Below are 21,983 nucleotides of genomic sequence, written 5' to 3'. Positions count from 1 at the left end.
TCACCGCTATCAGGAACTTGCCTTCGAAGGCCCGGTCTCTACCGGCAGGTCCTCGCGCCGGCCCCATTCCGCCCAGGAGCCGTCGTAGACGGCGACGTCCTCCTTGCCCAGGAGATAGAGCCCCAGAGCCGCGACGCAGGCGGTGATGCCGCTGCCGCAGCTGGTGACCACCGGGCGCTTCATGTCGATCCCGGCCTTATCGACGAGCGACCGGAGCTCTTCCGCCGGCTTGAAGGTGCGGTCCCCGGCGTTCAGCAGGTCGGCGAACGGCAGGTTGAGGCTGCCCGGGATGTGCCCGGCCCTGCGGCCCGGCCAGAAATCGGGCTCGGCCCCGGTGAACCGGCCGGCGGCCCGTGCGTCCACGATCTGTTCCCGGCCGTTGCCGACCGTGTCCAGGATCTGCCCGGCGTCGCGGACCAGGAAGGTGTTGAGGCGGGCGGTGAAATGGCGCTCGCGCGGCATCGGCGGGAGATCCTCCAGGGGCCGCCCCTCGGCGATCCATTTCGGCAGGCCGCCGTCCAGCACCGCCACGTCGCGGTGGCCGAACACGCGGAACATCCACCAGACGCGCGCGGCGCTCATCAGACCGTGGGTGTCGTAGACGACGATGCGGACGCCGTCGCCCAGGCCGAGCTTGCGGACCCGCGAGGTGAACTTCTCCGGCGCCGGCAGCATGTGCGGCAGATCGCCGGAGGTGTCGGCGATCTCGTCGATGTCGAAGAAGACCGCTTCCGGGATGTGGCGCTCGTTGTATTCGGCGCGGGCGTCGCGGTCGGCACCCGGCAGGAAGTAGGTCGCATCGACCACCCGGACATCGGGAGCGCTCAGATGCTGGGCGAGCCAGTCGGTGCTGACCAGCGCGTCGGGCTTGGAATAAGGCATCGTTTCCCCTCGAAAGATCGGTGCGGCTTCAGCCGGCCGTCATGTTGCGAGCGCGACGACCACGCGCCGGTTCTGTTTGCCCTTGTTCTCGATCTTGACGACCTCGACCCGGCCGATCTCGCCGGTGCGGGCGACATGGGTGCCGCCGCAGGGCTGAAGGTCCACGCCGTCGATCTCGACCAGCCGGACCTTGCCGGTGCCGGTCGGCGGCTTGACCGACATGGTGCGGACCAGGTCGGGGTTCGCCTCCAGCTCGGCATCGTCGATCCAGCGATACCGGACGGCATGGTCGCCGTCGACCAGCCGGTTCAGCGCCGCCGTCAGTTCGTCCTTGTCCAGGCTGCCGGACGGGACGTTGAAGTCCAGCCGGCTCCTGTCCGCCCCGATCTGGCCGCCGGTCACGGCTCCCGGCACCACCGCGCACAGCAGGTGCAGGCAGGTGTGCATCCGCATATGGGCGAATCGGCGGTTCCAGTCGAGCTCGACCACGACCGGAGCGCCCGGCTCCGGTGCCGCGGCACCCGGCTCGAGCACGTGGATCACCGTATCGGGGCCGTCGCCCTTGATCGTGTCGGCGATCCGGAGCTCGGCCCCGTCATGGCGGAGCACGCCGGTGTCGCCGGGCTGGCCGCCGCCGGTCGGATAGCAGACGGTCCGGTCCAGGACGACGCCGCGGGCGTCGCACGACACGACGGTGGCGTCGCAGCGGGCCGCGTAGGAGTCGTGGCGGAAGATCGTTTCCATGCGCTGCTGAGTCCTCAATCGTCCAGCCAGGCCGGCACAGGCAGGTTCTTCTGCCGGAGAAAGGCGGGATTGAACAGCTTGGACTGGTAGCGCGTCCCGAAGTCGCACAGGATCGTCACGACGGTATGGCCCGGCCCCAGGTCCCGCGCGACCTTCATGGCAGCGGCGACGTTGATCCCGCTGGAGCCGCCGAGGCACAGGCCCTCGTCCTTCAGCAGCTCGAACAGCAGGGGCAGGGCTTCCTCGTCGGTCACGCGGTGCCAGCCGTCGATCGGCGCGCCTTCCAGATTGCGGGTGATGCGGCCCTGGCCGATCCCCTCCGTGATCGAGTTCCCCTCGGCCTTCAGCTCGCCGTGGGCGTAGTGGCCGTAGAGCGCGGAGCCCATGGGATCGGCCAGCACGATGCGGACGTCCGGGTTCTTCTCCTTCAGCGCCATGCCGACCCCCGCCAGGGTGCCGCCGGTGCCGACCGCGCAGGTGAAGGCGTCCACCCGGCCGTCGGTCTGGCGCCAGATCTCCTGGCCGGTGGTCGCCCTGTGGCCCTCGCGGTTGGCGACGTTGTCGAACTGGTTGGCCCAGATCGCGCCGTTCGGCTCGGACGCGGCCAGCTCGTTCGCCAGCGTCTCGGAGTAGCGGACATAGTTGCCGGGGTCCTTGTAGGGCAGGGCCGGGACGAGCCTCAGGTCGGCGCCGACCAGGCGAAGCATGTCCTTCTTCTCCTGGCTCTGGGTTTCCGGCATGACGATGACGGTGCGGTAACCCAGGGCGTTGCCGACCAGGGCCAGCCCGATCCCGGTATTGCCGGCGGTGCCCTCGACGATGACCCCGCCGGGCTTGAGGGCGCCCCGGCGCTCCGCGTCCCGGACGATCGCGATGGCGGCGCGGTCCTTGACGGAGCCGCCGGGATTGAGGAACTCGGCCTTGCCCAGGATGTCGCAGCCGGTGGCCTTGGAGGGGCCTTCCAGCCGGATCAGGGGCGTATCGCCGATGCTTCCGATGAATCCTTCGCGTACGTCCACGGTGAGCGCTCTTCCCTCTGGCCTGTCGGATGGCTGACAGACTAGCTTTCGCCCGTCACCGGATCAAGCGGGCGGGCTCAGGCCCGCTCCAGCCTCAGGCCCTCTCGCTCCTCAGGGCGTCGCGGTGCCTGGCCAGCCAGTTCAGGGCGATGATGCTTGCGGCATTGTCGATCCTGCCGTCGTCGACCCGCCGGATCGCCTCGGCGGAAGGGACGACATGGACGCGGATGTCCTCGTGCTCGTCGGGCAGACCGTGGAGTCCGCCGGCACCGGAGGCGTCCACAAGGCCCAGGAAAACCGTCACGACCTCCGTGCTGCCGCCGATGCTGGCCATGAACTCGCCGATCCGCGCGAGCTCGCCGTCGATCCGGCAGCCGGTTTCCTCGAACGCCTCGCGCCGGGCGACGTCGGCAAGCTCCTCGCCTGGCTTGACCACTCCCGCGGGGACTTCGAAGCTCCAGGCGGATCGCCCGGCCAGGCGCGCCGGCAGGCGGAACTGCTCCACCATCACGACGGCATCGGCCTTCGGGTCGTAGAGCAGGGCCGCGACCGAGTTGCCTCGCTCGAAGATCTCCCGCGAGAGCTCCTCGGTCCAGGTTCCGTCGAACTTCCGGTGGCGGAGCCGGTAGCGGTCCATCCGGAAGAAGCCGTCATGCAGGGTTTCCTTGGCGAGGATCTCGATATCCTGCTCGTCGTTCATGGTGTCGCTCGATCGCATCGGAAAAAAGGCCACGGACAAATGCGGCAACAGGAAATCTCTTATCCCATGCCGCCGCCGGGTGCGAGGACCCCGCCGGACAACCCCGATGCGTCGAACGCCACCCCGCCCGCTACACCTCTTCGGGAACGCTTTCGGGTCTGGCCTCCCCTCCCTCCTGCCCGCGGCGGCCCCGGTTGATCACGGCGCTCTCGCTCACGGTGCGCAGGAAGTCGAGCGCCCGCCGGCGCACGTCCACGTCCGTGATGCTGTAATAGGCCCGCACGAGTTCCGTGGTCTCGCGGCTGAGCAGTATGTCGGAGCCCAGGGGCGATTCGCCGAGCGCGCGGGAGCCGCCGGAAAGTCGCGTCGACATCACGGCCGCGGTCTCGTCCGGCATGTCGTCGAAGAAGTAGGCCACCGGAACGTCCAGGACCCTGGACATGTCGTAGAGCCGGCTGGCGCCGACCCGGTTGGCGCCCCGCTCGTACTTCTGGATCTGCTGGAAGGTCAGCCCGAGGGCGTCCCCCAGCTTTTCCTGGCTGATTCCCAACAGCAATCGGCGCAGGCGGAGCCTGGCGCCCACGTGCGCGTCGATCTCGTTGGCGACATTCTTCGGCTTGCGCATCATTCTCCACGCCCGTCTGCGGCTGCATATCGGATGCCAGGCGTGAAAACATCCGCGCCTCGGACGATCCGACAAAGCAAGCGCGGGCGGATCGCCTCCCCCAAGGAGGCACCGCCGCGCCAGCCGGGGCATGCTATATCCAAATAAATATAAATACCACTAGAAGGCGATAGATCCTTCCGGATAACGCCGCCTATACGAGAAGATATGATGACAGGGTCTCAGAACGTAGGGTTGAGCCGGAGATGGCGGAGACGGTCGATCGACCGGACCGACACCGTCTCGACCCGGCCCGCCCGCTGGATACCGAGCGGGACGCTGACGCCGGCTTCGCCCAAAGCCCAGATCTTCCGATAGAGATCCGCAAGCCGGCTGACCGGCTGGCCGCCGACGGCGACGATCGCGTCGTCCGGCCGCAGGCCGGCCGCCGCCGCAGGGCTGCCGGGCGTGACGCGCTGGATCACGAGCCGGTCTCCGGCCTGCTGGGTGGTGACGCCGAGCCAGGGGCGCGGCGACTCGGCGGAGCGGCCGAGCGCCAGCAGGTCGCCGAGGATGGGGCGGAGCACGTCGACCGGGATGAACATGTTGCCGGGAGCGGCCAGCGGCGGCGCCGCGTCATGCACGAACAGGGAGCCGACGCCCATCAGCTCGCCCCGGGGGGAGACCAGCGCCGCTCCCCCGAACTCGGCGATGGCCGGCGAGGTGAAGATCGCCTCGTCCAGCAGGTATTCCCAGTATCCGGCGAATTCCCGCTTGCTGACGACCAGCGTCGCGTGGACCGCGTCGGGGCCGCCATGGGCGAGGGCCAGCATCGGGTCGCCGACCTTGGCCTCCCCGGAGCGGCCGAGCCGCATCGGCGCGGCACGGAACCCGTACTGCCCCCTGAGCAGGCCGAAGCCGCTGACATGGTCATAGGCCACGATCTCCGCCGGGTGGACCTTGCCTTCCGCGGTCCGGACCTCGACGGCGCTGGCTTCCATGATCAGGTAGCCGATGGTGACGATGAGGCCGCTGCCGTCGATCACGATGCCGCTGCCCAGCCGTTCCGTGCCGAGGCTGTCGGCGGAGCGGGCGTCGGATGGGACCGTCGCCTTGATCCCGACGACCGACTGCATCATCGCGGCCACGTCGGGGGCCTCGACCTGCTGGGCGGCGGCGGGAACCGGCCCCGCGACCCGGGGGACTGCCCACGGGACCGCGGCCAGCGCGGCGATCAGTCCAAGCCGGCCCAGGCGGGCCAGCGGTCGGTCCAGCAGCCGGATAGGCGAAAGCATCGCAAGCCTCCCTCGCATCCGCGCGGTCGCCGCGCGGCTTTCCATTCACATGTGCGGGAAAGGAGGCTTCATCAAGCGCCTGCCCGGGGGAGCGGCCGGACAAAAAAATGGCGGGGGCAGGCAGCGCGGTATCGCCTGCCCCCGCTTCAGTCGCGCCAGCGAAGGAGAGGTGCGAAGGGGATGAAGGGCCCGCGGCTCAGCGCGGCAAGGGCACCAGGATCATCGGCCGGGTGTTCTCCGGCAGCGAAGCGCCCGGAACGGCCAGGAGGTCGGACGGGCCCTGCCACGCCGTGAAGGCGATCCCGCCGGCCACCGCGACGGTCAGCGCCAATCCGGCCAAAGCCGCCACGGCGTAGTTGCGGGTGAACGATGCTGTCTGTCCTGCCGCGATATGCATGGTCCGCTCCTCGTACTGACTGGCAGGCCTGCCTCAAATCCCCCGATCCTCCAGGGCTCCGCTCGGGCCGACCCGCTCTCCGGCCGGAGCGCCGGACCACACCGGGCCGTCGCTCCAGGCCATTAATTCGCTTTCGAAAAATATGATGCACGAATCCTGCGGGCCTCTGCCAGTCCTTCAAAGAGGTCCGCCTGAATAGTTTGGCAGGTGTAGTAAAAATGCGTCAGCAATATCGACCCATTCCATAGTCGGGTAAACAAAGACCGGCGCTTCGAAGAATTTCGTCTTTGTTGAAAACAAAGTAAAATCGAATTGGGTATATGGTTTTTCAGCGGGGGAGGGGAGGGGAGGGCGGGGGAGGGCTTGCTTCTCCGGTGAAGAAGGCGAAGGCCGGGCGCCAGGACGCAAGCTCAGCCGCCGGCCGTGGCTACGGCCGCGCCGCCTCGACTTGGGCCATGCATCTGAAATCTTGAGGGGATGGAGGCACGGCCGGGAATCGAACCCGGATATACGGATTTGCAGTCCGCTGCATCACCACTCTGCCACCGCGCCAGGTGCCGGGGCCGGCCCTTGATCGCGCCGGCTCCGGAGAGGTGTTCTGATATAGCCGGCCCGGAACCGCCGGTCAAGCGGCGGTCGGCGTGCCTGTGCGCCCGCCGATGAGGCATACATGCGACAGGCCGCCTGCGTCGTCGGACGCTTCGATGGCTCTCCGTTGTGTTCGAACGCATTGACGGATATAAGGCGATACAGCGCCGCTCCGCCGCGGAAGACCGGCGCGCCGGATGAAACAAGATCAGAAAACGGTTGCCATGCCCGATTATTCCGCAGCCCGCTACAACATGGTCGAAGGGCAGGTCCGCCCCAACAAAGTAACCGACCGCGCGCTGGTCGACGCGATGTCGAACATTCCCCGCGAGCTGTTCGTGCCCAAGGCGTCGCGCGGCTTCGCCTATGTGGACGAGGACATTCCGGTCGCCAAGGGCCGGTACCTGATCGAGCCCATGGTGATCGCCCGCCTCCTGCAGGAAGCGCGGATCAAGCCGACGGACATCGTGCTCGACATCGGCTGCGGCACCGGATACGCCAGCGCCCTCCTGTCGCGCATGGCGGCGACCGTGGTGGCGCTCGAGGAAAACGCCGAGCTGGCGGCGCGCGCCGAGGAGACGCTGCGCGAGCTGGGCGTCGACAACGTCGTCCTGGTCCAGGGGCCGCTGACCGAAGGCTACGCCAAGCAGGCGCCCTACGACGCGATCCTGATCCACGGCGCCGTGTCCGAGGTGCCGAAGGCGATCCTGGAGCAGCTGGCCGACGGCGGCCGGCTGGTGACCGTGGTGGCGCCGGACGCGCGGATGGGGCAGGCCCGACTGTTCCAGCGCACCGGCGAGGTCGAGACCGGCCGCATCCTGTTCGATGCCGCCACGCCCCTGCTTCCGGGCTTCGAGCCCAAGCCGGTCTTCCAGTTCTGACGACCTGCCGCGAAGTCCGGCGGATGCGGACCCGGGGCATCAAGTGACCAGGAGCGAGTGATGACCGACACAGTGCCGCTGCAGATAGATGTCGATGCTCTTCAGCGTCTGCGCCAGTCGGGCGCGGACCTTGCCCTGGTGGACGTGCGGGAACCGTGGGAGTTCGAACTCTGCGCGATCGAGGGGAGCACCAGCATCCCCCTGGGCACGCTGGCCCGGCGGGCCGGAGAGCTGCCGAAGGATCGTCAGGTGGTTCTCGTGTGCCATCACGGCGGGCGGAGCGCCCAGGCGACCGCCTGGCTGCGTCACAACGGATTCGACAAGGCGACCAACCTGATGGGCGGCGTGGATGCCTGGGCTCGCCGAATCGATCCGACGATGAAGGTGTATTGATGAGACGGATTTCACGGCGGGCCGGCACCGCCCTCGGTGCTTCCCTGGGCGGAGTGCTGCTGGCCCTGGTGGCGAGCCAACCGGCCTCGGCACAGAGCCTCGAGGAAGCGCTGGCGAACGCCTATGCGACCAATCCGACGATCGACTCGCAGCGTGCCCAGCTGCGCGCGACCGACGAACTGGTGCCGCAGGCGCTTTCGGGATACCGGCCGTCGGTGGAAGCCAACGCGGACGCCGGCTACAGCCGCCAGCGACTCCGCGCGGCCGGCACCACCCGCGACAGCAACCTTCAGCAGCGCGGCGTGGACCTCAGCGTCGTGCAGCCGCTCTATACCGGCGGCAGGACGGCGGCGAGCACCAAGCGCGCCGAAGCGCTGGTCCAGGCCCAACGGGCGGACCTGCTGTCCACCGAGCAGTCGGTCCTGCTCGACGCCGCCACCGCCTACCTCGACGTGGTGCGCGACCAAGCCGTGGTGGACCTGAACATCAACAACGAGCAGGTGCTGCGGCGGCAGCTCGACGCGTCGCAGGACAGGTTCAATGTCGGCGAGATCACCCGGACCGACGTCAGCCAGGCGGAGTCGCGGCTGGCCCGCGCGGTCTCCGACCGCATCCAGGCGGAGGGGCTGCTGAGCGCCAGCCGCGCCGTCTATGCCCGCCTGATCGGAGCGCCTCCCGGCCGGCTGACGGCGCCGCGCCTCCGCTTCGACCTGCCGGCGACCCGCGAGGAGACGATCTCGCTGGCCGAGAGCAACAATCCCGGGATCGTCGCGGCGGAATACTCGGAGACGGCGGCCCGGAACGCCGTGGACCAGGTCCGGGGCGAGATGCTGCCATCGGCCAACCTGCGCGGCACCGTGTCGCGCGTCTACGAGCCGAGCAGCCAGGCCGACCGGTCCGACGGCGCCTCCGTCACCGCCTCCGTCACGATCCCGCTGTACCAGGCCGGCTCGACCGCGGCGCGGGTCCGCGAGGCCCGCCAGACCGCCAGCCAGCGGCGCATCCAGATCGAGGAGGCGCGCCGCCAGGTGGTGGAGAACGCCATCCGTGCCTGGGAGGGGCTGACCACCGCCCGCGCCACGATCCAGTCGCGCCAATCCCAGGTCCGGGCGTCCGAGATCGCCCTGGAAGGCGTGCGCCAGGAAGCCCTGGTCGGATCGCGCACGACCCTGGACACGCTGGACTCCGAGCAGGAGCTGCTGGACGCGCGCGTCGAGCTGGTGCGGGCGCAGCGCGACGAGACCGTGGCCGCCTTCGCCGTGCTGGAATCCACCGGGCAGCTCACCGCCCGGCAGCTCGGGCTCCAGGTCAACTACTACGACCACGAGAAGCACTACAAGCAGGTTCGCGACAAATGGTGGGGAACCGACATCGATGAGTGACCTTTCGGCTCTCGCCAGACCGGTTGAACGACTTGGTGGTAATTTAACCTGTCGTGACATAGGCTCCGGGTTCCGGATCAGGCTCCTGGGGTTGCGCTGATGAGTGATACCAAGTCCCAGCAAGAACCATCGATGGAGGAAATCCTAGCCTCCATCCGACGAATCATATCCGAAGACACCGAGCCCGCGGAGCCGAGCAAGCCTGAACCGGCCCCGCCGCCTCCCGCTCCCGCGCCGGCTCCCGTCTCGGCCTATGTCGCTCCGCCTCCGCCGCCTCCTCCCGAGGAGCCGATGGACGAGGATGTGCTGGAACTCACCCAGATGGTGCAGGACGACGGTTCCGTCGTCGACGTCGAGGACCCGCAGGACGATCCCTGGGCACGGGCGATGGATCCGGAACCGGAGCCCGAACCGGAAGAGCCCGAGCCGCCGCTGTCCCTCGACACGCTGGACGACCTGTTCGACAAGCCGGCGCCGCGCCGCCAGCCGGTTTCCAGCTATGACGACGACGATCTGGTGTCGGCGCCGACGGCGGCCGCGACCAGCGCCGCCTTCGCCCAGCTCGCCAGCAGCATCGGCGGCAACCGCTTCTCCGGCGGCATGCAGGCCTATGGCGGCGGTCCGACGGTCGAGGACATCCTGAAGGACGTCATGCGTCCGCTGCTGCGCGACTGGCTGGACCAGAACCTGCCGCCGATGGTCGAGCGGATGGTCCAGCGCGAGATCGAGAAGATGGTACGCCGCGCCCAGGGCGGCTGACGAGCGATCCAGCCGAAAGCCTTGGGCGGTAGAACTGATCGGGGCGGGCCGTGCTGAAGGCAGGGTCCGCCAAATCCATTTCCGCGGTCCAGGACGCCCAGATCCCCGGACCCGAAGAGTTGAAAGATTCAGCGATGCTGGACAAGACCTATCGCCCCGCCGACGTCGAAGCGAAGCATTACGAGGCGTGGGAGACGTCGGGCGCCTTCGCCGCCCATGCCGAGTCGAACGCCCGGCCCTATACGATCATGATGCCGCCGCCGAACGTGACCGGCAGCTTGCACATGGGGCACGCGCTCACCTTCACCCTCCAGGACATCCTGATCCGGTATCACCGCATGCGCGGCGACGACGCCCTGTGGCAGCCGGGCACCGACCATGCCGGCATCGCGACCCAGATGGTGGTCGAGCGGAATCTGGCCGCGGAGGGCAAGACCCGTCACGACCTGGGCCGTGCCGCCTTCATCGACAAGGTCTGGCAGTGGAAGGCCGAATCGGGCGGCACGATCACGCGCCAGCTCCGCCGGCTGGGCGCCTCGCCCGACTGGGAGCGGGAGCGCTTCACCATGGACGAGGGCCTGTCGGAGGCGGTCGCCAAGGTGTTCGTCACGCTGCACAGGCAGAAGCTCATCTACCGGGACAAGCGGCTGGTCAACTGGGACCCGAAGCTGCACACCGCGATCTCCGACCTGGAAGTTGAGTCGCGCGAGGTCAAGGGGCACCTCTGGCATTTCAAGTACCCGCTCGAGAACCAGCCCGACCGCTTCATCACCGTCGCGACCACCCGGCCGGAAACCATGCTGGGCGACACCGCCATCGCGGTGCATCCCGAGGACGAGCGCTACCGCGACCTGATCGGCGGCTTCGCGGTGCTGCCGCTGGTCGGGCGGCGCATCAGGATCGTCGGCGACGAGTATGCCGACCCGGAGACCGGCAGCGGCGCCGTCAAGATCACGCCCGCGCACGACTTCAACGACTTCGAGGTCGGCCGGCGCCACGGCCTGGAGATGATCAACGTCTTGGACCGGGACGCCCGGATCATCGACGACGCGATCATCCCCGAAGCCTATCGCGGCCTGGACCGGTACGAGGCGCGCAAGCGGATCGTCGCCGACCTGGAAGAGCAGGGCCTCGTCGAGAAGATCGAGCCGCACACCCACATGCTGCCCCACGGCGACCGGTCCGGCATGGTGATCGAGCCGTGGCTGACCGACCAGTGGTACTGCGACGCGGTCACCCTGGCCCAGCCCGCGATCAAGGCGGTCGAGGAGGGCAGGACGGTGTTCGTTCCCAAGCAGTGGGAGAACACCTATTTCGAATGGATGCGCAACATCCAGCCCTGGTGCATCAGCCGCCAGATCTGGTGGGGCCATCAGATCCCTGCCTGGTACGGCCCGGACGGGGCCGTCTTCGTCGAGGAGACCGAGGAGGCGGCCAGGGCGGCGGCAGCGGCCCACTACGGCGCGGAGACCGAGCTGACGCGCGACCCGGACGTGCTGGACACCTGGTTCTCGTCGGCGCTGTGGCCGTTCTCGACCTTGGGTTGGCCAAATCAGACCAAGGAACTGGAACGTTACTACCCGGGCGACGTGCTGGTCACCGGGTTCGACATCATCTTCTTCTGGGTCGCCCGGATGATGATGATGGGGCTCCATTTCATGGGGGACGTGCCGTTCCGCCACGTCTACATCCACGCCCTGGTGCGCGACGAGCGCGGGCAGAAGATGTCTAAGTCCAAGGGTAACGTCATCGACCCGCTGAACTTGATCGACGAATACGGCTGCGACGCCCTGCGCTTCACGCTGGCGGCCATGGCGGCCCAGGGGCGCGACATCAAGCTGGCGGTGGGCCGGGTGGAGGGGTACCGCAACTTCGCGACCAAGCTGTGGAACGCCGCGCGCTATTGCCAGATGAACGAGTGCCTGCCGCAGCCGGGCTTCGATCCCGGCTCCGCCGGCCAGACGGTGAACCGCTGGATCGTCGGCGAGGTGGCGAAGACGTCCGCCCGTGCGGCGGAGGCGATCGAGGCCTATCGCTTCAACGACGCGGCCAACGCGCTGTACCAGTTCACCTGGGGCACCTTCTGCGACTGGTACCTGGAGTTCACCAAGCCGATCCTCAACGGCGACGACGCGGCGGCCAAGGCCGAGACGCGGGCGACGACCGCCTGGGTGCTCGACGAGATCCTTCACCTGCTGCATCCCTTCATGCCCTTCATCACGGAGGAGCTCTGGGAGCAGATCGGCTCCGACCGGGCGTCCGGCCTGATCCGGGCCGCCTGGCCGGAGTTCGGCCCGGAGATGGAGAATGCTGCCGCCCAGGCCGAGATGGACTGGGTGGTCCGCCTGGTTTCGGCGATCCGGACCGTCAGGAACGAGATGAACGTGCCGGCGGGCGCCCAGATCCCCCTGCTGCTCAAGGATGCCTCGGCGGAGACGGTCCGGCGGCTGGATACCCACCGCGACATCATCCTGCGCATGGCCCGGCTGTCCTCCGCCGAGACGACCGGCGATCCGGCGCCCAAGGGTGCCGTCCAGGCGGTGCTGGACGAAGCCACGGTGGTTCTGCCCCTGGCCGGCGTGATCGACATCGACCAGGAGAAGGCCCGCCTGACGAAGGAGATCGACAAGCTCTCCGGCGAGGTCGCGAAGATCGACCAGAAGCTGAACAACGCCAACTTCGTCTCCCGCGCGCCCGAGGAAGTGATCGAGGAGCAGCGGGACCGGCGTGCCGCGGCGGAGTCGGCGAAGCAGAAACTGGCCGAGGCGCTTGCCCGGCTGACTTCGGCGGAGTAGCGCATCCATGGGATTGAAGCCGCTGACATACGGCTTCCATCCTGGCAAGCGACAGATAGCTGATCGGGCCGCCGCCCATCCGCTCCTGTTCCGAAATCTCTGCGCACCGGTACGGACTTCATCGGCCGCCAGAGCCGATGAAGTCCGTTGTGCGACCGCCTTGCCTGACGCCTAACATTTCATCTAGAACAAAACAGGACCATAAATCGGATGTCTTTTCCACGCTGGGAAAGCTGGCGCCGCTGCGTTCTCATGCCCTCAGGTAGATGTATACATCGCTCGCCCTTGTTGAAATGTCTTCTTCAATCGAAGTTCTTAGAGAATAGGAATATTTACCGGTAGGTGGTTTTTTCGAAGTTGGGGCGTCTGATAATTTCCGAACAGGTCGAAGCTGTCGGTTCTTGTGCCCCAAACTTAGGGAGTTTATTTACATTTCACTTTATTCTAAGTATCTGTCCGGAAAAAGGTTAATCACTGGAATCGTTTATGATTCTCTTGCTGGGTAGCAAGATCGGGAGCGGTTGTGTGGACCAAGGATAATCGCAAGCATTATGACAGGAAGCGACTGTGGTATCTGAGCGACATGACGGATGCCGAATGGACGCTGATCGAACCGCTGATCCCGCCGGAGAAGCGTCAAGGTCGTCACCGCGGGGTCAGCGTCCGGGAAGTCGTGAACGCCATCTTCTACGTGCTGTCCACGGACTGCCAGTGGCGTGCGCTGCCCAAGGATTTCCCACCGCGCAGCACGGTGCATGAATATTTCAAGCTGTGGCCATGGGACGGCACGCTGGAGCGGACCCACTTCAACCTGTTCGTCCAGGTCCGGGAACTCGCGGGAATAGCTTGACCGCAACGCGGTCAAGGCCCCACCGCCGCCCTCATCGACAGCCAAAGCGTCAAGAGCTCGGAACGCGGCGGGGCTGAATTTGATCCAATCGGCTAAGATGCGGGCAAGAAGGTCAAGGGCATCAAGCGCCATGTCGTGGTTGACACCTTGGGCATGTTGCTGGCCGATCGGATCCATCCCGCCGATGTCCAAGACCGCGACGGGGCGCTCCCGGTTCTGGCCGACGCCCGCCGCCTCTTTCCCTTCGTCGAGAGGATCTTTGCCGACGGTGGCTACCAGGGCGCGGCGACGGCCGCCGCTGTCGCCCGGATCGGCGCCTGGGACCTGGAAATCGTCAAGCGCTCCGACACCGCCAAAGGGTTCGTCGTCTTACTCAAGCGATGCATCGTTGAACGAACGCAGTCATGGATCGGCCGATGCCGGCGGCTGTCCAGGCATGTCGAGAACCCGGCCAGATCGGCACTCGCATTCCTCCGACTGGCCATGATGCATCCCATCGCTCGGCTTCAGTTCCAGCAATAATCATACCGGACAGACTTCAAGCATGTCTTGCCACTGGCGGCTCGCCCGGCTTTAGACAAGAATCCGGGTGTCTACGATATTCATACGGTTGTTCCCCGTCGTTGCGTGCGCAACTTCTCTCCCTCCCTGCTTCAGGATCAGATTGGTCGAACCGGGCCCGGATGATGGCAGGTCACTGAAGACTAGGCGATTCGAGAATGTGCGGTTCGATGGAACCACGACTGTATGGTAGGTCCGGGCGGCGATGACGCGATCGCTTCCATCCTTGATCTCGACGATCAATTCCCCGCGGAACTCATCCGGACGTTTGTTCTCGATCGTGAGATTGACTGTGTTGGACAGATGCGTCTGGATCCAGGGCGGCAAGTCGGGATACTTGGTCACCTGTTCATCGAAGTGATGCATGAATTTCTGGACCTTCTCCTTAACATAGATGCCTGCGGCTTGAACCAAGACATCGTAAGCAATCTTGGTGGCAACCGGAATAGCCGCGCCAATCGCAACCTGTGGATTGCAGGCGGAAAGCAGCGCAATCGAGGATACCGACATTGGCACACCTGAAATGGCCAAACCCTTCAGTAATTCTCTTCTGTTTATCATCTCCGCCACCTCATCTTTCAGTCGTCAATGAAAAGCGCAGACCGTACCGTTCCCGTTTTTATCAATCGTACACCCTGCATTGGCTAAAGAATTATAGAGGTTATCAATCCATGAATTGAGCGTTCAGTTGACGAGCTGTTGATGATCATTGTTCTGCTGGACGAGATTGTTTATGCTCTGAATACGCTCCGACATGTACCGTAGCTTCTCGTCATTTACTTGGGCATTTTGCTGGACCAGACTGTTTATGCTCTCAATGCGGTCCAAGATAAACTGTAGATTTTCGTCACCTAGTTGAGTGTTTTGATTGGTTCTGTCGTGTAGGTTCTCCTATTGCTGTTCTTGTTGAAGCTTCAGCTCTCGCAGTTGGCTCGCAAGGCTAGTCTGCGTTTGAGCCTGTTCCAGCCGAAGCTGGTTCAATTGCCTGTGAAGGTCCTGAATGTTCACATGTTGCATAGCCACTTGGTTTTGCATGCTGTCCATACCCGAAGATGAACAAGAGCTCACCCCCGCCGCAGCAACACAAACAAGCAGCACAGCAAACGATTTGGAATTGAACATTTCGATATCTGATGTGATTTTTAGACCGAGTGTTTGGATTATACGTCTTCAAAAGGTGGGAGTCTATAAAATTAAAACTATAAGGAGGGGCTCGTCATCCCGTGCTCACGTCTTCATGGCTTGAGCAACTCCCAGTTCCACAGCGGATCCGTGCTGTGGGAACGGGACAGGATGGTCCGGGAAGGCAAGACTCCGCGAAAGACGGCGTGCTGAAGGTCGACCATTCTGGTTCTTTGCATCCCAGGCGCATCTCAGGGGTTCTGCCCAGCGGTTCCCGTCGGCGCAGACGGGCGGAGCGCGCCGGCTCATTGAATTACTGTGCAGAACCGCTAGGCTTTGCCGACTCGCGGCGCTATGTTCCGGCGCAATAAGAGCAGCCCTCCGCGGGCCAAATGGCAACAAGAGGTAATCGGTCATGCCCTACGGCGACAACAAACCCACCACCTGGGACAAATCGAACCTGCCGAGCCGGCATGTGTCCGTCGGGCCGGAGCGGGCGCCGCATCGCTCCTATTACTACGCCATGGGGATGACGGAGGAGGAGATCGCGCAGCCCTTCATCGGCGTCGCGACCTGCTGGAACGAGGCGGCTCCCTGCAACATCGCGCTGAACCGGCAGGCCCAGGCGGTCAAGATCGGCGTCAAGGCGGGGGCGGGCACCCCGCGCGAATTCACCACCATCACCGTCACCGACGGCATCGCGATGGGCCATGCCGGCATGAAGTCGTCGCTGGTCAGCCGCGAGGTCATCGCGGATTCCGTCGAGGTGACCATGCGCGGCCACTGCTACGACGGCCTGGTCGGGCTGGCCGGCTGCGACAAGTCGCTGCCCGGCATGATGATGGCCATGGTGCGCCTGAACGTGCCCAGCGTCTTCATGTATGGCGGCTCGATCCTGCCGGGCAAGTACAAGGGCAAGGACGTCACCGTGCAGGACGTGTTCGAAGCGGTCGGCGCTCATTCCGCCGGCCGGATGAGCGACAGCGACCTGCACGAACTGGAATGCGTCGCCTGCCCGTCGGCGGGTTCCTGCGGCGGCCAGTTCACCGCCAACACGATGGCCTGCGTGTCCGAGGCGATGGGCCTGGCGATCCCGGGTTCGGCCGGCGCCCCGGCGCCCTACGAAAGCCGCGACGCCTATGCCGAGGCGTCGGGGCGCGCCGTCATGGAGCTGATCAAGCGCAACATCCGCCCGCGGGACATCGTGACCCGCAAGGCGCTGGAGAACGCCTGCGTCGTCGTTGCCGCCTCGGGCGGATCGACCAATGCCGGCCTGCACCTGCCGGCCATCGCGCACGAGTGCGGCATCGAGTTCGACCTGCAAGACGTCGCCGAGGTGTTCAAGCGCACCCCCTACATCGCCGACCTGAAGCCGGGCGGGCGGTACGTCGCCAAGGACCTGTTCGAGATCGGCGGCGTGCCGGTACTGATGAAGGCACTGCTCGACGGCGGATACCTGCACGGCGACTGCATGACGGTGACCGGCAAGACGATCGCCGAGAACCTCGCCGACGTGGTGTTCCCGACCGACCAGGACGTCATCCGTCCGACCAGCGATCCGATCACCCCGACCGGCGGCGTCGTGGGCCTGCGCGGCAATCTGGCGCCCGGCGGTGCGATCGTGAAGGTGGCCGGCATGAAGAAGCTCCAGTTCAGCGGCCCGGCCCGCGTGTTCGACTGCGAGGAGGACGCCTTCGCCGCCGTCGAGCGCCGCGAGTACCAGGAGGGCGAGGTCATCGTCATCCGCTACGAGGGACCGCGCGGCGGACCCGGCATGCGCGAGATGCTGTCGACCACCTCGGCCATCTACGGCCAGGGCATGGGCGACAAGGTGGCCCTGATCACCGACGGCCGATTCTCCGGCGCCACGCGAGGCTTCTGCATCGGCCATGTCGGGCCGGAGGCGGCGGTCGGCGGCCCGATCGGCCTGCTGAACAACGGCGACATCGTCTCGATCGACGCCGAGGCCGGAACCATCACGGTCGAGCTGTCGGACGAGGAGATGGCGGAGCGTCGCAAGGCATGGACTCCGCGTCGCCACGACTTCCAGTCCGGTACGCTGTGGAAGTATGCGCAGCTCGTCGGCGACGCCGAGAAGGGTGCGGTCACGCATCCGGGCGGTGCGGCCGAGACCCATTGCTACGCCGACATCTGACGGCACTGCAGGGATTCCGGATCGGCTTCGACCCATGTCCTTCGTCCTGTCGAAGCTGGGCTGGGCGCTCGTAAAGCCCGGCAACGTCCTGGCGATGATGCTGGTCCTCGGGCAGCTTTTCCAGGCGGGCGGCCGGTCCGGGCTGAAGAGGGCGGGGTGGTGGCTGACGACCGCGGGCATCTTCGCCGTGGTCCTCATCACGCTGCTGCCGATCGGGCAGCTGACCCTCCGGCCCCTGGAGGAGCGGTTCCCGCAACCGGCCCTGCCGGAGGCGGTGGACGGAATCATCCTGCTCGGGGGTTCCGTCCATACCGAGATGACCGCCGACCGGGGACAGCCGGTCCTGAACGGTGCCGCCGAGCGGATCACCGAGTTCGTCAAGCTCGCCCGCCGCTACCCCGACGCCCGGCTGGTCTTCACCGGCGGCTCCGGCTTCGTCTTCGCCGGCGACCTGCGGGAAACCGACGTGATCGCCGAGGTGCTGGACGGGCTGGGCTTCGACATTTCCCGGATCCTGTTCGAACGCGAGTCGCGCAACACCTTCGAGAACGCGGTCTTCACCAAGGCGCTGCTGGGCCCCGCTTCCGGCGGGACCTGGCTCATCATCACGTCCGCCGCCCACATGCCGCGGTCGGTCGGCATCTTCCGCAAGGCGGGCTGGCCGGTCCTGGCCTACCCGGTCGATTACCGCAGCGCCGGCGCGCTGATGTGGGCACCGGACCTCCTGGCCGGCCTGGATGCGCTGAACGAAGCCATGCGCGAATGGATCGGGCTGGTCGCCTACAGGATCATGGGAAGGACCGACAGCCTGTTTCCCGGACCCACCTGATTACTCGAATCGATTAACCATTTTTGTTGGAGCTTTGCCTTAGATGGGGTAGGTTCGCCCCACCTATCGAGGAAGTCAGGATGGCCGGGAAAGCTGTGGCCAGCAATTCGGTGAATGCTCTTCTGGTGGTCACCGCCATCATCGCCCTGTCGGCATGCTCGACCCAGACGACGCCGTCCAAAGTGGCCGGCCAGGGCGGCACGCGGTCGGCGATGGGCGGCTACAAGGTCGGGGAGCCATACCAGATCAAGGGGGTCTGGTACTACCCCAAGGAAGATTTCGGCTACGACGAGACCGGGATCGCGTCGTGGTACGGTCCGGGCTTCCATGCCGAGACCACGGCGAACGGCGAGCGGTTCGACCAGAACGAGCTGACCGGCGCGCACAAGACGTTGCCGATGCCGAGCCTCGTGCGGGTGACGAACCTGGAGAACGGCCGGTCCATCATCGTCCGCATCAATGACCGGGGTCCCTTCGTGCCGGGCCGCATCGTCGACCTGTCGCGGCGAGGCGCCCAGCTGCTCGGATTCGAGGCGCAGGGCAGCGCGAAGGTTCGTGTATCGATCCTGCCCGACGAGAGCAGGGCGGTCGCCGCCGCCGCGCGGGCAGGGCAGGCGGGCGTCGACATCGCGCAGGTGTCCCCGGACGGAGCTCCCGTACCGGTCGCGGCACCGCGGGCGGTCGTTCAGGTCGAAGGAGCGCAGGCCCCGATCCAGATCGCGGAGCGGCGGCCGTTCGATCCGGCGCAGACGCTTCCGGGTGCCACGGTGGACGGCAGGTTCATGCCGGCTCCGGTCGTAGCCGAGCTTCCGGTGCACTCGAAGGGCAGGATCTACGTGCAGGCCGGGGCCTTCACGGTGTATGAAAACGCCAACAGGCTGCGGGCGCGGTTGTCGGGCCTGGGGGCTTCCCGGATCGACCCGGCGATGGTCGGCGACACCCAGTATTTCCGGGTTCGTGTCGGTCCGCTCCCGACCGTCGAGGCGGCGGACCAGGTGCTGGGGCAGGTGATCGAGGCCGGCAGCAACGGCGCACGGGTCGTCGTCGACTAGAGGCGGTGAGGGGGGCTTCCGCGAGGATCCACCCCCGGCAGCGCGCGGCTGGTATCCATGCCGCGCAGGTATTTGTAAAATGAGGGTAGCAAGAGAGATGTCCGTCGCCCATCCGCGCAAACCGATCGCCTGGATCGCAGGGATCATCGTTTCCTGCATCGCGAGCGTCTCGTCGGCTGCGTCGATCGACACCATCGCGAAGCAGGCGATCCTGATCGACATGTCGACGGGGACAACCCTGTTCGAGAAGAACGCCCACCAGCGCATGCCGACATCGTCGATGAGCAAGATCATGACCATGTACATGGTCTTCGATCGGCTCAGGTCGGGGCGCCTGTCGCTGGACGACACGCTTCCGGTCAGCGAGCGGGCTTGGCGCATGCAGGGCTCGAAGATGTTCACCGAGCTGAACGCGCAGATCCGGGTCGAGGACCTCATCAAGGGCGTGATCATCCAGTCCGGCAACGATGCCTCGGTAGTCCTGGCGGAAGGGCTGTCCGGCTCGGAGGAGCGATTCGCGGAGGAAATGACGCGGCGCGCCCGGGAGATCGGCCTGAACGAGAGCAATTTCAGGAACTCCACCGGCTGGCCGGACGAGAACCATTATTCGACCGCCTCCGACCTCGCGCTGCTGGCCCAGCATCTGATCAAGGACTACCCGGAATACTATCACTACTACTCGCAGACCGAGTTCACCTATCACGGCATCAAGCAGGGCAACCGCAACCCACTGTTGTACCGCAACATGGACGTGGACGGGCTGAAGACCGGCCATACCGAGACTGCGGGCTACGGCCTGACGGCGTCGGCGGAACGCAACGGCCGGCGGCTCGTGCTGGTGGTCAACGGGCTGCCCAGCATGCAGGCCCGTGCGGACGAGTCGGCCCGCCTGCTGGAATGGGGGTTCCGGGAATTCGAGTCCTACGCCCTGTTCAAGAAGGGCGAGCCGGTCGATCAGGCCGCCGTCTGGCTGGGCGATGCCGACACCGTCCCGCTGGTGGTCGAGGAGGACCTGCGGGTCACCATGAACCGGGACGAGCGCCGCAACCTCAAGGTCTCGGTCGTGCTGGAGGAGCCGGTGCCGGCGCCGGTCGCCCAGGGCACGCCGCTGGGCAAGGTGGTCATGGAGGCGCCGGGCTTCAGCAGGAAGGAAGTGCCGCTGGTGGCGGGCCAGAGCGTCGATCGGCTCGGGTTCGTCGGCCGCATCGGCGCCGCGGCGATGCACCTGATTTCGGGCGGAGGCAGCTGACCGGTGACGCGCGGCCGATTCATCACGTTCGAAGGCGGCGAGGGCGCCGGCAAGAGTACCCAGCTCAAGCTGCTGGCGGCGGCGCTGGCGGGGCAGGGCAGGGATGTCCTGCCGACCCGCGAGCCCGGCGGCGCCACGGGGGCCGAGGAGATCCGCAAGCTGCTGGTCTCCGGAGAGCCGGGCCGATGGGACGGGGTGACCGAAGCCCTGCTCCACTTCGCCGCGCGCCGTGACCACCTGACGCGGACGGTCTGGCCGGCGCTGGACGCCGGCCGCTGGGTCGTTTCCGACCGCTTCGCCGATAGCACCATGGCCTATCAGGGCTATGGCCACGGGCTGGGGCGGGAACCGATCGAGCGGCTTTATGGCGTGACCGTCGGCGATTTCGCTCCCGACCTGACGCTGATCCTCGACATCCCGCCAGGCACCGGGGTCGCGCGCGCGCACTCCCGGCGGGACGGCGAGGACCGCTACGAGCGCATGGACCTGGGCTTCCACGAGCGGCTCCGCGAGGGTTTCCTGGACATAGCATCCCGCGAACCCGGCCGTTGCGTCGTGATCGATGCTTGCGGGACGGTCGAGCAGGTGCATGCCGCCGTCCTGGACGCCGTCACGCAGCGGTGCCCGTCGTGAGCACCGAGATCCCGCACCCTCGCCATAATCCGGAGCTTCTGGCCCATGACCAGGCGGAGCGGATCCTGCTCGACGCCTGGAACTCGGGCCGGATGCCGCATGCTTGGCTGATCGGCGGCGTGCCGGGCATCGGCAAGGCGACCCTGGCGTTCCGGTTCGCCCGGTTCCTGCTGTCCCAGGGCGAGGAAGCGGGCGGGCTGTTCGGCGATCCGCCGCCCGCGACCAGCCTGCGGATCGGTCCCGAACACCCGATTTTCACGCGCGTCGCGTCCGGGGGGCATGCCGACCTGCTGACCATCGAACGGCCCTTCGACGACAAGAAGGGCCGGCTGAAGATGGATATCCCGGTCGACCAGGTCCGCCGCATAGCGCCGTTCCTGCGCCTGACCGCCGCGGAAGGCGGATGGCGGGTGGTCGTGCTGGACGGGGCGGAACGGCTGAACATGAACGGTCAGAACGCGATCCTGAAGATCCTGGAGGAGCCGCCGGCCCGGACCGTGCTGCTGGTGGTGACGGAGAATCCCGGCGGCCTGCTCCCGACCATCCGGTCGCGGTGCCGGAAGCTTCTGCTGAATCCGCTGCCCGAGGAGGTCGTCGCGGGCCTGCTGGCCCGGATGCGGCCGGATCTCGCCGACGCCGACCGGGCGGCGCTGGCCCGGCTGGCAGAAGGCAGCATCGGCCGGGCGCTCGATCTCGCGGAGGCGGGAGGGCTGGCGCTGTATCGCGACCTGATGGGCCTGCTGGGCACGCTGCCGCGGCTCGACGTGGTCGCGGCCCACGGGCTGGGGGACAAGCTGGCGCGCAAGGGGGCGGATACCGCCTATTATGCCGTGACCGACCTGCTGGTCTGGTGGCTCGCCCGCTTCGCCCGTTCGCTTGCCCGCGGCGCGATCCCGCCCGAGGTGGTCCCCGGAGAGGCAGCCCTGATGCAGCGCCTCGCGCGGGATCGCGGCCTTGATCGGTGGGTGGAGGTATGGGAAAAGGTCAACCGCCTTTTCGCACGGGCCGAGAGCGCCAATCTCGATCGCAAACAGGTCGTCCTGAACGCCTTGCTGACGGTGGAGGCCGCCGCTTCGGCCTGACGATGCAGGGC

19 protein-coding genes, 1 tRNA gene and 1 pseudogene are annotated in these 21,983 nt (G+C 66.5%); 12 read left to right on the top strand and 9 right to left on the bottom strand.

All coding sequences use genetic code 11. The features are described from left to right. Nucleotides 1-9: 9 nt before the first annotated feature. The 8 genes from sseA to IGS68_RS12710 all read right to left on the bottom strand — a co-directional run bounded on the left by sseA (nucleotide 10) and on the right by IGS68_RS12710 (nucleotide 6,193). Nucleotides 10-882 (bottom strand): 3-mercaptopyruvate sulfurtransferase, encoded by an 873-nt coding sequence (sseA, locus tag IGS68_RS12745; protein WP_201080518.1) that lies wholly within the window; start codon nucleotides 880-882, stop codon nucleotides 10-12. 39 nt (nucleotides 883-921) lie between these two features. Further along, on the bottom strand, nucleotides 922-1,626 hold the full coding sequence (locus IGS68_RS12740; RefSeq protein WP_201080517.1) for an alanyl-tRNA editing protein: 705 nt from the start codon (nucleotides 1,624-1,626) through the stop codon (nucleotides 922-924). 14 nt (nucleotides 1,627-1,640) lie between these two features. Beyond that, a complete protein-coding gene (locus IGS68_RS12735; protein WP_201080515.1) occupies nucleotides 1,641-2,645 on the bottom strand; it encodes a cysteine synthase A in 1,005 nt (334 codons plus the stop codon). A gap of 94 nt (nucleotides 2,646-2,739) precedes the next feature. Next, on the bottom strand, nucleotides 2,740-3,345 hold the full coding sequence (locus IGS68_RS12730; protein ID WP_201080513.1) for an NUDIX domain-containing protein: 606 nt from the start codon (nucleotides 3,343-3,345) through the stop codon (nucleotides 2,740-2,742). Nucleotides 3,346-3,475: 130 nt separating this feature from the next. Further along, a complete protein-coding gene (locus tag IGS68_RS12725) occupies nucleotides 3,476-3,973 on the bottom strand; it encodes a helix-turn-helix domain-containing protein (protein ID WP_201080511.1) in 498 nt (165 codons plus the stop codon). Between the two features lie 218 nt (nucleotides 3,974-4,191). Further along, nucleotides 4,192-5,244: a S1C family serine protease gene (locus IGS68_RS12720; RefSeq protein WP_201080509.1), complete on the bottom strand. Its 1,053-nt coding sequence runs from the start codon at nucleotides 5,242-5,244 to the stop codon at nucleotides 4,192-4,194. A gap of 196 nt (nucleotides 5,245-5,440) precedes the next feature. Further along, the gene (locus tag IGS68_RS12715; RefSeq protein ID WP_201080507.1) at nucleotides 5,441-5,641 is read right to left on the bottom strand and encodes a hypothetical protein; all 201 of its coding nucleotides are present in this window, start codon (nucleotides 5,639-5,641) and stop codon (nucleotides 5,441-5,443) included. 478 nt (nucleotides 5,642-6,119) lie between these two features. Then, nucleotides 6,120-6,193, bottom strand: a tRNA-Cys gene (locus IGS68_RS12710). Between the two features lie 260 nt (nucleotides 6,194-6,453). Here IGS68_RS12710 and IGS68_RS12705 point away from each other — a divergent pair. The 6 genes and pseudogenes from IGS68_RS12705 (at nucleotide 6,454) to IGS68_RS12680 (ending at nucleotide 13,811) form a co-directional block, all read left to right on the top strand. Next, a complete protein-coding gene (locus tag IGS68_RS12705) occupies nucleotides 6,454-7,110 on the top strand; it encodes a protein-L-isoaspartate O-methyltransferase family protein (protein WP_201080505.1) in 657 nt (218 codons plus the stop codon). A gap of 60 nt (nucleotides 7,111-7,170) precedes the next feature. Continuing rightward, complete coding sequence (locus IGS68_RS12700; protein ID WP_201080503.1) at nucleotides 7,171-7,503, top strand: rhodanese-like domain-containing protein; 333 nt, start codon at nucleotides 7,171-7,173, stop codon at nucleotides 7,501-7,503. Beyond that, nucleotides 7,503-8,885 (top strand): TolC family outer membrane protein, encoded by a 1,383-nt coding sequence (locus IGS68_RS12695; RefSeq protein WP_201080501.1) that lies wholly within the window; start codon nucleotides 7,503-7,505, stop codon nucleotides 8,883-8,885. The genes IGS68_RS12700 and IGS68_RS12695 overlap by 1 nt, the downstream gene beginning before the upstream one ends. Before the next feature lie 99 nt (nucleotides 8,886-8,984). Next, complete coding sequence (locus IGS68_RS12690) at nucleotides 8,985-9,644, top strand: DUF2497 domain-containing protein (protein WP_201080499.1); 660 nt, start codon at nucleotides 8,985-8,987, stop codon at nucleotides 9,642-9,644. Nucleotides 9,645-9,778: 134 nt separating this feature from the next. Next, nucleotides 9,779-12,439 (top strand): valine--tRNA ligase, encoded by a 2,661-nt coding sequence (locus tag IGS68_RS12685; RefSeq protein WP_201081290.1) that lies wholly within the window; start codon nucleotides 9,779-9,781, stop codon nucleotides 12,437-12,439. Between the two features lie 523 nt (nucleotides 12,440-12,962). Beyond that, nucleotides 12,963-13,811: pseudogene (locus IGS68_RS12680) on the top strand (IS5 family transposase). A gap of 51 nt (nucleotides 13,812-13,862) precedes the next feature. Here IGS68_RS12680 and IGS68_RS12675 read toward each other — a convergent pair. Then, nucleotides 13,863-14,420, bottom strand: a complete 558-nt coding sequence (locus IGS68_RS12675; protein WP_201080497.1) for a hypothetical protein — start codon at nucleotides 14,418-14,420, stop codon at nucleotides 13,863-13,865. Nucleotides 14,421-15,387: 967 nt separating this feature from the next. Here IGS68_RS12675 and ilvD point away from each other — a divergent pair. The 6 genes from ilvD to IGS68_RS12645 all read left to right on the top strand — a co-directional run bounded on the left by ilvD (nucleotide 15,388) and on the right by IGS68_RS12645 (nucleotide 21,972). Further along, complete coding sequence (ilvD, locus tag IGS68_RS12670) at nucleotides 15,388-17,127, top strand: dihydroxy-acid dehydratase (protein WP_201080495.1); 1,740 nt, start codon at nucleotides 15,388-15,390, stop codon at nucleotides 17,125-17,127. A gap of 34 nt (nucleotides 17,128-17,161) precedes the next feature. Next, nucleotides 17,162-17,956: a YdcF family protein gene (locus tag IGS68_RS12665; RefSeq protein ID WP_201080493.1), complete on the top strand. Its 795-nt coding sequence runs from the start codon at nucleotides 17,162-17,164 to the stop codon at nucleotides 17,954-17,956. Between the two features lie 80 nt (nucleotides 17,957-18,036). Beyond that, nucleotides 18,037-19,008: a septal ring lytic transglycosylase RlpA family protein gene (locus IGS68_RS12660; RefSeq protein ID WP_201080491.1), complete on the top strand. Its 972-nt coding sequence runs from the start codon at nucleotides 18,037-18,039 to the stop codon at nucleotides 19,006-19,008. Between the two features lie 79 nt (nucleotides 19,009-19,087). Next, the gene (locus IGS68_RS12655) at nucleotides 19,088-20,257 is read left to right on the top strand and encodes a D-alanyl-D-alanine carboxypeptidase family protein (RefSeq protein WP_247881302.1); all 1,170 of its coding nucleotides are present in this window, start codon (nucleotides 19,088-19,090) and stop codon (nucleotides 20,255-20,257) included. A 3-nt stretch (nucleotides 20,258-20,260) separates the two neighbouring features. Next, nucleotides 20,261-20,890 (top strand): dTMP kinase, encoded by a 630-nt coding sequence (gene tmk, locus IGS68_RS12650; protein ID WP_201080489.1) that lies wholly within the window; start codon nucleotides 20,261-20,263, stop codon nucleotides 20,888-20,890. Continuing rightward, complete coding sequence (locus tag IGS68_RS12645) at nucleotides 20,887-21,972, top strand: DNA polymerase III subunit delta' (RefSeq protein ID WP_247881301.1); 1,086 nt, start codon at nucleotides 20,887-20,889, stop codon at nucleotides 21,970-21,972. Before tmk ends, IGS68_RS12645 begins: the two co-directional genes overlap by 4 nt. The last annotated feature ends 11 nt before the right edge of the window (nucleotides 21,973-21,983 follow it).

The sequence above is a fragment of the Skermanella sp. TT6 genome (assembly GCF_016653635.2).
GTDB classification, from domain to species: Bacteria; Pseudomonadota; Alphaproteobacteria; order Azospirillales; family Azospirillaceae; genus Skermanella; species Skermanella cutis.
This window is presented reverse-complemented; position numbering and strand designations above follow the sequence as displayed.

Coding starts and splice junctions, on each gene's coding strand:
- IGS68_RS12730 (WP_201080513.1), bottom strand. CDS start 3,345: ATGAACGACGAGCAGGATATCGAGATCCTCGCCAAGGAAACCCTGCAT.
- IGS68_RS12655 (WP_247881302.1), top strand. CDS start 19,088: ATGAGGGTAGCAAGAGAGATGTCCGTCGCCCATCCGCGCAAACCGATC.
- IGS68_RS12725 (WP_201080511.1), bottom strand. CDS start 3,973: ATGATGCGCAAGCCGAAGAATGTCGCCAACGAGATCGACGCGCACGTG.
- IGS68_RS12660 (WP_201080491.1), top strand. CDS start 18,037: ATGGCCGGGAAAGCTGTGGCCAGCAATTCGGTGAATGCTCTTCTGGTG.
- sseA (WP_201080518.1), bottom strand. CDS start 882: ATGCCTTATTCCAAGCCCGACGCGCTGGTCAGCACCGACTGGCTCGCC.
- IGS68_RS12740 (WP_201080517.1), bottom strand. CDS start 1,626: ATGGAAACGATCTTCCGCCACGACTCCTACGCGGCCCGCTGCGACGCC.
- IGS68_RS12695 (WP_201080501.1), top strand. CDS start 7,503: ATGAGACGGATTTCACGGCGGGCCGGCACCGCCCTCGGTGCTTCCCTG.
- IGS68_RS12690 (WP_201080499.1), top strand. CDS start 8,985: ATGAGTGATACCAAGTCCCAGCAAGAACCATCGATGGAGGAAATCCTA.
- IGS68_RS12665 (WP_201080493.1), top strand. CDS start 17,162: ATGTCCTTCGTCCTGTCGAAGCTGGGCTGGGCGCTCGTAAAGCCCGGC.
- IGS68_RS12715 (WP_201080507.1), bottom strand. CDS start 5,641: ATGCATATCGCGGCAGGACAGACAGCATCGTTCACCCGCAACTACGCC.
- ilvD (WP_201080495.1), top strand. CDS start 15,388: ATGCCCTACGGCGACAACAAACCCACCACCTGGGACAAATCGAACCTG.
- IGS68_RS12720 (WP_201080509.1), bottom strand. CDS start 5,244: ATGCTTTCGCCTATCCGGCTGCTGGACCGACCGCTGGCCCGCCTGGGC.
- IGS68_RS12700 (WP_201080503.1), top strand. CDS start 7,171: ATGACCGACACAGTGCCGCTGCAGATAGATGTCGATGCTCTTCAGCGT.
- IGS68_RS12685 (WP_201081290.1), top strand. CDS start 9,779: ATGCTGGACAAGACCTATCGCCCCGCCGACGTCGAAGCGAAGCATTAC.
- IGS68_RS12705 (WP_201080505.1), top strand. CDS start 6,454: ATGCCCGATTATTCCGCAGCCCGCTACAACATGGTCGAAGGGCAGGTC.